Consider the following 6189-nt stretch of genomic DNA (forward strand, 5'->3'; position numbering starts at 1 on the left):
TACGGTCGCAGATCGCTAGAATGCGGTTTTGAAACTTCAGCATGGATGCGCAAGCGCTCGTCCAAAGGAGATATCCGTGATAACAGGGCAGTGTCTTTGCGCTGCAGTACGCTTCTCCCTCACAGTGGAACCGCGCTTTTTCTATCGCTGCCACTGCTCACTGTGCCGCAAACAAACCGGTGTCGGGTTCAACCTCGCTACTCTGGTCAGCGCTCGGGACTTTCGTTGGGACGCAGGGCAGGACTCGATCAACAGTTGGGTCAAACCCAGCGGCTACAGAAACGACTTCTGCGCACAGTGCGGCTCGACCGTGCCCAACCCACTTCGCGAATCGCCTTACGTGTGGATTCCGCTCGGACTGCTCGATGAGGATCTGAGCATGGAATGCGTTGGCGATTTCTGTGTGGACGATGCCATGTCATGGGATACGCAGCGTTCAACGCAGAGTTATCACGGGGCGGTGGAGTCACTGGCGTTTCTTCTGCAAAAACTCCGGGTCAATCCTGATTGACCCGAAGCTCGCGCTGCAATTACTTCCTTAGATACGCAAACATGTGCTGCACATAATCCGCCTTGCCCAGCAGCACACCATTTTGGCGCAGGATGTTGTAGGCACAGCACACTTTGCGCAGGAGCCTCCCCACGCATTTGCCTTAGGCTCAATGATTGGCAGCGTCGCTCAACTGTCGAAGCTCAAGTTGCCTGGCAGCACTCGCTTCGAGGGTCGCACGCTCTACATCCAGATACCGATGGATGCTTTGGAGGTTGGCAATTTTCTGTTTGATTTCGGCCATCTTCTTTTCAATCAGCTTCGCGCCGTCAGCACAGTCGATCAGCTTGTTGCGCTGCGCATCCAGAATCTCGCCTATTTCCCCCAAGGAAAATCCCATGCTTTGCGCGCGCTGGATAAAGTCCAGATCCTGCAGGGTTTGCTCGGTATATACACGATAATTGTTGGTTTGCCGCAGCGGTGAGATCAGGCCGATCTGCTCGTAGTAACGCAACGTATGACGGCTGGCGCCGCTGCGAGCCTCGAGTTCGCCGATTTTCATGAAAACACCGCTTGACTGTAGAGTTGGGTCGATACTTTACGCTTGATTTCTCACCTTCAACAAGGAGCAGGGAAATGAGCGTGGAGTGCTTTGTCACGGGAGGAACCGGCTTCATCGGTCAACATTTGCTGGCGAACCTGAGTGCAAAAGGTCACACCCTTCGGGTATTGATGCGTCGCCCGGAGCGGCTGGCTGCGTTGCGCGAGCAAGTTGATAGTTTAGGCGGGTGCGCAACCCGGGTATTTGCCGTGGCTGGCGATCTGGAACAGGACAATCTCGGGCTGAGCCTGGCTGATCAGGAGGTGCTGAGGCGCGCCAGCGTCATATTCCATCTGGGCGCTCACTTCGCATGGGGGCTTTCGATGGAGCAGTCTCGTGCGGTGAATGTGGAGGGGGCAAAGTGTGTGGCGCTGTTGGCGGCTGAGCAAAAAAGCCGTTTAGTGATGATCGGCGGCTACATGCTGAACAATCATGAACATCTGCAACGCATCGGCATTGATCCTCGTCAGCCGGAGTTGACGAACTGGCCCGCCGTCTACCGACGTGTCGGTGGATACGAGGCAAGCAAGCTGGAGGCGCATTTTGCGACCCAGCAGGTCATGTCCGCCAAGGGTGGTGAGATGACCGTTGTCCACCCTGCGACGGTCTGTGGCCACAGCCGCACCGGGCATATCGTTGACGGTCAGCCGCTGGTGGCGCTGATACGCAACCTGGTGCAGGGCAAGCTGACTGCAGTGCCCGGTACCGCCGAGCACTGGCTGCCACTGGTCACCGTGGATTATCTGGTCGAACTGGTGGCTGTTTGTGCTTTTGATCCTGCCATGGTGGGCGAGGAACTGCTGGCGCTTGATGATCAAACGCCAAACTTGCGAGAACTCCTGGCACAGGTGGCTAAACCTTTGGGCTTGAAGTCTCCCAAGCATCACATTTCACTCCGACTGCTGAAGTGGCTACTGAGTATTCCCCCGGTCGCGTGGTTTTTGAATACAAAACCCGAAGCCTTGGACTTTATCCAGACCACTCGTTTCAACACCGCGGCGGTCGAGCAGTTTGCCAACAGGCATGGAATCGCCAAACCGGATATACGTCAGGCTTTGCAGCACACGGCAACGTTCGTCAACGCGTATTGCATAGCCAAGGGCCAGGCACTCTGACTTCTCCCTTGGGCGGCGCCGTCGATACAGGGCGGCATGCTATCGAACGACAATTCAGCGACAAGGATCGTCACCGCGCAGCCTCGGATGCGCGGCAGGATCTTGTTTCGCTACTCACGGAACTGTCGCTAGACCAACGTCGGTTTTACAACGCAAACATAGTCCCGCGAGTATTCACAAACAATGAGTAGATCGAGTGACTACTGGCCATGAACAGTCGATTGCCTTCGCGCCCGCCGAAGCACAGGTTCGGGCAGCGCTCTGGCAGCGAAATGTGCCCGATGGCCTTGCCCTGCGAGTTGAAAACACGCACGCCGTCGAGTTTTTCCAGGTCGGCCTTGGGATCACCATTACCGCCCCAGCCGCACCACAGGTTGCCCGCTTCGTCGCACTTGATGCCGTCAATCGCGGCATAGTCCAAGCCTTCGATGTGCTTGCGGCGTTCACCCAGGGTGCCGTCGTCTTTCACCGTAATCGCCCAGATTAAGCGATTGGGCTTGGCGCGACCTTCGACGACATACAGGGTCTTTTCATCGGGAGAAAAGCACAGGCCGTTGGGGCCGTTGAGGTCGTCGATTACCCGAGTGACTTTTTGGCTCTCACCGTCGATGCGGTACACAGCGTGGGGTTGGGTCGGGGTGACTTTGTGGCCTTCGTAGTTGTTGCCGGTCTGGAATGGCGGGTCGGTGAACCAGATCGAGCCATCACTTTTGCAGACGATGTCGTTGGGCGAGTTGAAGGGCTTGCCGTCGAAACTGTCGGCCAGCACGATGATCGTGCCATTGTGTTCGGTGCGCGTGATGCGGCGCCCTTCGCTAGTGGTGGTGGAGCCTTCGCAAACGATCAGACGCCCCTGTCGATCCCGGCACATGCCGTTGGAGAAGTTTGAGTGTTCGCGGTACACCGTGAAGGAGTCGGTGATTTCGTCCCAGCGCATGATGCGATTATTGGGGATGTCGCTGACCAACAGATAGCGGCCATCACCGACCCACACCGGTCCTTCGGCCCAGCGCATGCCGGTGGTGAGCTTTTCAACACTGGCGTTGAAAACGCGTAGCTCCAGGAAACTGTCGTCGAGGATATGAATCAGTGGATCAGGGTAGCGCTGACTCAAGGGTTCGGCGGCATCGGAGAAGCGGGGCAGTGCGGCGCTGCCGACAGTGGCGAGCGTGGCGGAAACAGCGAGCGACTTTTTCAGGAAACTGCGGCGGGTATTGCCTTTCGCTTGATCAAGGCTTTCAGGCTTGGCGGACAGGAGTGAGTTCATGTAGCGATCTCCGTGGTTTTATTTTTGTTGAGGAGGCGTAGTAATACTCTGTGATAAGACATCGTACAAGTTGAAATGGTCGGCATGGCGCTAACTCTTACCGACGCTGTCTTGCCTGGCCCGGTGATATCAGGGAAGCTGCGCCGAGCCCAGTTGCGGGGCAGTTGTTGAATTGTTCAGGGAAGCGTTGATGGCACTCAGGGTGTTGGTGGTTGGCGGGTATGGAAACTTTGGCAGTATCGTTTGTCGGCATCTGATCGACATGCCGGGCGTCGAACTGGCGATCTCGGGGCGCGATCCGCAGAAGCTGGAGCGCAAGGTCGCTGAGTTGGGGGCGAGCTGCGAGCGCTGGTGTGGTGATGCGATGGGCGCCGGTTTCACCGCTGCTCTGCGCGCAATGAATATTCAACTGGTGATTCACACGGGCGGCCCGTTTCAGGGGCAATCCTATGCAGTGGCCGAAAGCTGCATCGAGGCGGGCGTCAATTATTGCGATCTGGCGGACTGCCGGACGTTCGTCAATGGCATCGGCACACTCGATGCACGGGCGAGGGAGGCCGGTGTCGCCATCCTCAGTGGTTGCAGTTCGGTGCCGACGCTGTCGTCGGCGATCATCGATGAGCAGCGCCATCACTTCAAACGCATCGACTCGATCGAACACGGCATTTCCTCGTCAGCGAAAATGCCGGGGTTGTCGACGATCGAGGGTGTACTGGCGTATGCGGGCAAACCGATCCGCCAACTGCGCAATGGTCAAGTGCATGAGGTGATGGGCTGGGAAGACCTGACCCTGCGCAAGCTGCAGAACCTGGGCACTCGTGCGCTGGCCAATGTTGATGTGCCGGACATGGACATCTTTGCCAGCCGGTTTGGTGCGCACACGTTGAGTTTCAAGGCAGGCGCTGGCCTCAAGCTCGGCGGCGTGGCCAATTATCTGTTTGCACTGGGGATGAGGAAAGGGCTGGTGCGTGACCACAGGGTGTGGGCGGCCCGGTTGCATCGCTGGGGGACATGGTTTGAGCGTTTCGGTGATGGCAAAAGTGCAATGTATATAGACGTGCAGGGTGTCGGTTTGAACGACCAGCCGTTGTCGATGACGGCGCAACTGACTGCGCTGAATGACAAGGGGCCGGAGATCCCTAGTTGTGCTGCCGTAGCTCTGGCCGCGAAGATCGCCCGAGGTTACTTGCCCGAACCGGGGGCTCGTCCATGTGTTGGTGAGATCAGCGTCGACGAATACATGGCAGCGATCAACGATCCGCAGAATCTTGGCCTGTCCGTGATGTTCTCTGACGGGATGCGTTGAGCATGCTTTATCTGAGCGTGAAGTACGTGCATGTCATCGCTGCGATTTTCCTCTTCGGTTTCGGCATGGGTTCCTATCTGTACCTGATCGCCGCCAGTCGCCCGGCCAATCCGCAAGTGATTGCACATGTGGCGAAGATGGTCGTGCGCTATGACGCCTGGATCACCACGCCGGCGGGCTTCATCCAGATCGCGACGGGTTATTGGCTGACAAGGCTTTCCGGGTTGCCCTTGACCACGGACTGGGTGCTGATGTCGCTGATTATGTTCTTTATAGTGGGCTCGCTTTGGCTGCCGGTGCTGTTGCTACAGAAACGTTTGCTGGGGATGGCGGCGGACGCGGTGCAATGTGGCGCAAGGCTTGGTGCTGATTACCGGGCTGTTTATCGGCAGTGGTTCTGGATGGGCGTTTGCGGGTTTCTCGGGATGTTCGTGATTGTCTTGATGATGGTGACGAAGATGACGCCGGGGCAGTGGCTGCAGTTGATGTAGCTGAGCATTCACATTGGCGACTTGAGAAAGCGTCGTTCGTGATCGGGGTCGGGTAACAGGCAGGTGTCGTACTTGCCGAAGATCCAATAGCGATTCAGTGCGACGCGGTCGTAGGCCCAATCTCTAAGTGCTCGTGGGAAAACTCGCAGAAGCCTGACCAGCGACCAACGAGCCGGCAGTTGTGCAATCACTTCGAAGAACGCATCGGAGCGCACCCAGTAATGCTGGTCGCGGATCACCGCCATAGTGTCGAATTCGTCCACCGGGAGACCGGCCCATGCCAGCAAGGCCTGACCTTCTGGCGATTGCACTGCCGCCAGGCGCACTCGCTGTTTGTTGTCGTGGCGAATCAGAAAACGCGCCCAGCCGTTGCATAGCTTGCAGACGCCGTCGAACAGCACCACGGTCTCGCCTGGATTGAGCAGGGGCGCTGGGGTAGGGCGTATTCGGGAGCCGGGCAAGGGCCGGGATCCAGGAAGTTGGGCTGTCATTGTGAGGCATCATCCGAAGGCGTTGTTTTAGGCGATGGACCGTATGCTGCGTATCTGTTGACGGTGCGTCTATATATAAGCAGGCTTTTTCGGTGCATTGATAGAAAACTGAAATTAACGGTTGACGGCAGATTCAGGAGGTCTATAATTCGCCCCACTTCCGGCGCAGTCGAAACGGAAAACTCCTTGAGATTCAATGAGTTACGCAGTTTTCGGCAGCGGCTTGCTTCAGTTCATCGAAGCCTGGAAGGAGTTGAAAGGGCGGTGATGTTTGGCTCTTTTGACGGTTCGATCTTCTCGGTCGAAAGCGGAGAAAAAGAGGTGTTGACAGCAGCGTGTAACGCTGTAGAATTCGCCTCCCGCTAACGAGAGATCGGAAGCGCAAGTGGTTGAAGTTGTTGAAGAAATCTTCGAAAACTTCTGAAAAT

At 56.9% G+C, this 6189-nt stretch carries 8 protein-coding genes; 4 read left to right on the forward strand and 4 right to left on the reverse strand.

What is annotated here, in order from left to right; translation table 11 throughout:
- Positions 1-76 precede the first annotated feature (76 nt).
- The gene (locus HDC30_RS23295; RefSeq protein WP_183785213.1) at positions 77-511 is read left to right on the forward strand and encodes a GFA family protein; all 435 of its coding nucleotides are present in this window, start codon (positions 77-79) and stop codon (positions 509-511) included.
- A 19-nt stretch (positions 512-530) separates the two neighbouring features.
- Here HDC30_RS23295 and HDC30_RS23300 read toward each other — a convergent pair whose 3' ends face one another.
- Both HDC30_RS23300 and HDC30_RS23305 read right to left on the reverse strand, forming a co-directional pair.
- Complete coding sequence (locus HDC30_RS23300) at positions 531-644, reverse strand: DUF1993 family protein (RefSeq protein WP_311662360.1); 114 nt, start codon at positions 642-644, stop codon at positions 531-533.
- Between the two features lie 15 nt (positions 645-659).
- On the reverse strand, positions 660-1052 hold the full coding sequence (locus HDC30_RS23305) for a MerR family transcriptional regulator (RefSeq protein WP_183785215.1): 393 nt from the start codon (positions 1050-1052) through the stop codon (positions 660-662).
- Between the two features lie 74 nt (positions 1053-1126).
- On the opposite strand from HDC30_RS23305, the gene HDC30_RS23310 reads away from it, so the two are divergent.
- The gene (locus tag HDC30_RS23310; RefSeq protein WP_183785217.1) at positions 1127-2206 is read left to right on the forward strand and encodes an SDR family oxidoreductase; all 1080 of its coding nucleotides are present in this window, start codon (positions 1127-1129) and stop codon (positions 2204-2206) included.
- Between the two features lie 145 nt (positions 2207-2351).
- Here HDC30_RS23310 and HDC30_RS23315 read toward each other — a convergent pair whose 3' ends face one another.
- Positions 2352-3473, reverse strand: coding sequence for an SMP-30/gluconolactonase/LRE family protein (locus tag HDC30_RS23315; protein WP_183785219.1), 1122 nt, complete (start codon positions 3471-3473; stop codon positions 2352-2354).
- 190 nt (positions 3474-3663) lie between these two features.
- Here HDC30_RS23315 and HDC30_RS23320 point away from each other — a divergent pair, with 190 nt between their 5' ends.
- Complete coding sequence (locus HDC30_RS23320; RefSeq protein ID WP_150367997.1) at positions 3664-4779, forward strand: saccharopine dehydrogenase family protein; 1116 nt, start codon at positions 3664-3666, stop codon at positions 4777-4779.
- A 2-nt stretch (positions 4780-4781) separates the two neighbouring features.
- A complete protein-coding gene (locus tag HDC30_RS23325; protein ID WP_183785221.1) occupies positions 4782-5270 on the forward strand; it encodes a DUF2269 domain-containing protein in 489 nt (162 codons plus the stop codon).
- 8 nt (positions 5271-5278) lie between these two features.
- On the opposite strand, the gene HDC30_RS23330 is transcribed toward HDC30_RS23325, so the two are convergent.
- Positions 5279-5731, reverse strand: a complete 453-nt coding sequence (locus HDC30_RS23330; protein ID WP_183785223.1) for a thiol-disulfide oxidoreductase DCC family protein — start codon at positions 5729-5731, stop codon at positions 5279-5281.
- Positions 5732-6189: the final 458 nt, after the last annotated feature.

It is taken from the genome of Pseudomonas sp. JAI115, from assembly GCF_014200835.1.
Lineage (GTDB): Bacteria > Pseudomonadota > Gammaproteobacteria > Pseudomonadales > Pseudomonadaceae > Aquipseudomonas > Aquipseudomonas putida_A.

Excerpts from the sequence above, each read along its gene's own strand:
- HDC30_RS23305 (WP_183785215.1), bottom strand. The coding sequence starts at position 1,052 with ATGAAAATCGGCGAACTCGAGGCTCGCAGCGGCGCCAGCCGTCATACG.
- HDC30_RS23310 (WP_183785217.1), top strand. The coding sequence starts at position 1,127 with ATGAGCGTGGAGTGCTTTGTCACGGGAGGAACCGGCTTCATCGGTCAA.
- HDC30_RS23315 (WP_183785219.1), bottom strand. The coding sequence starts at position 3,473 with ATGAACTCACTCCTGTCCGCCAAGCCTGAAAGCCTTGATCAAGCGAAA.
- HDC30_RS23320 (WP_150367997.1), top strand. The coding sequence starts at position 3,664 with ATGGCACTCAGGGTGTTGGTGGTTGGCGGGTATGGAAACTTTGGCAGT.
- HDC30_RS23325 (WP_183785221.1), top strand. The coding sequence starts at position 4,782 with ATGCTTTATCTGAGCGTGAAGTACGTGCATGTCATCGCTGCGATTTTC.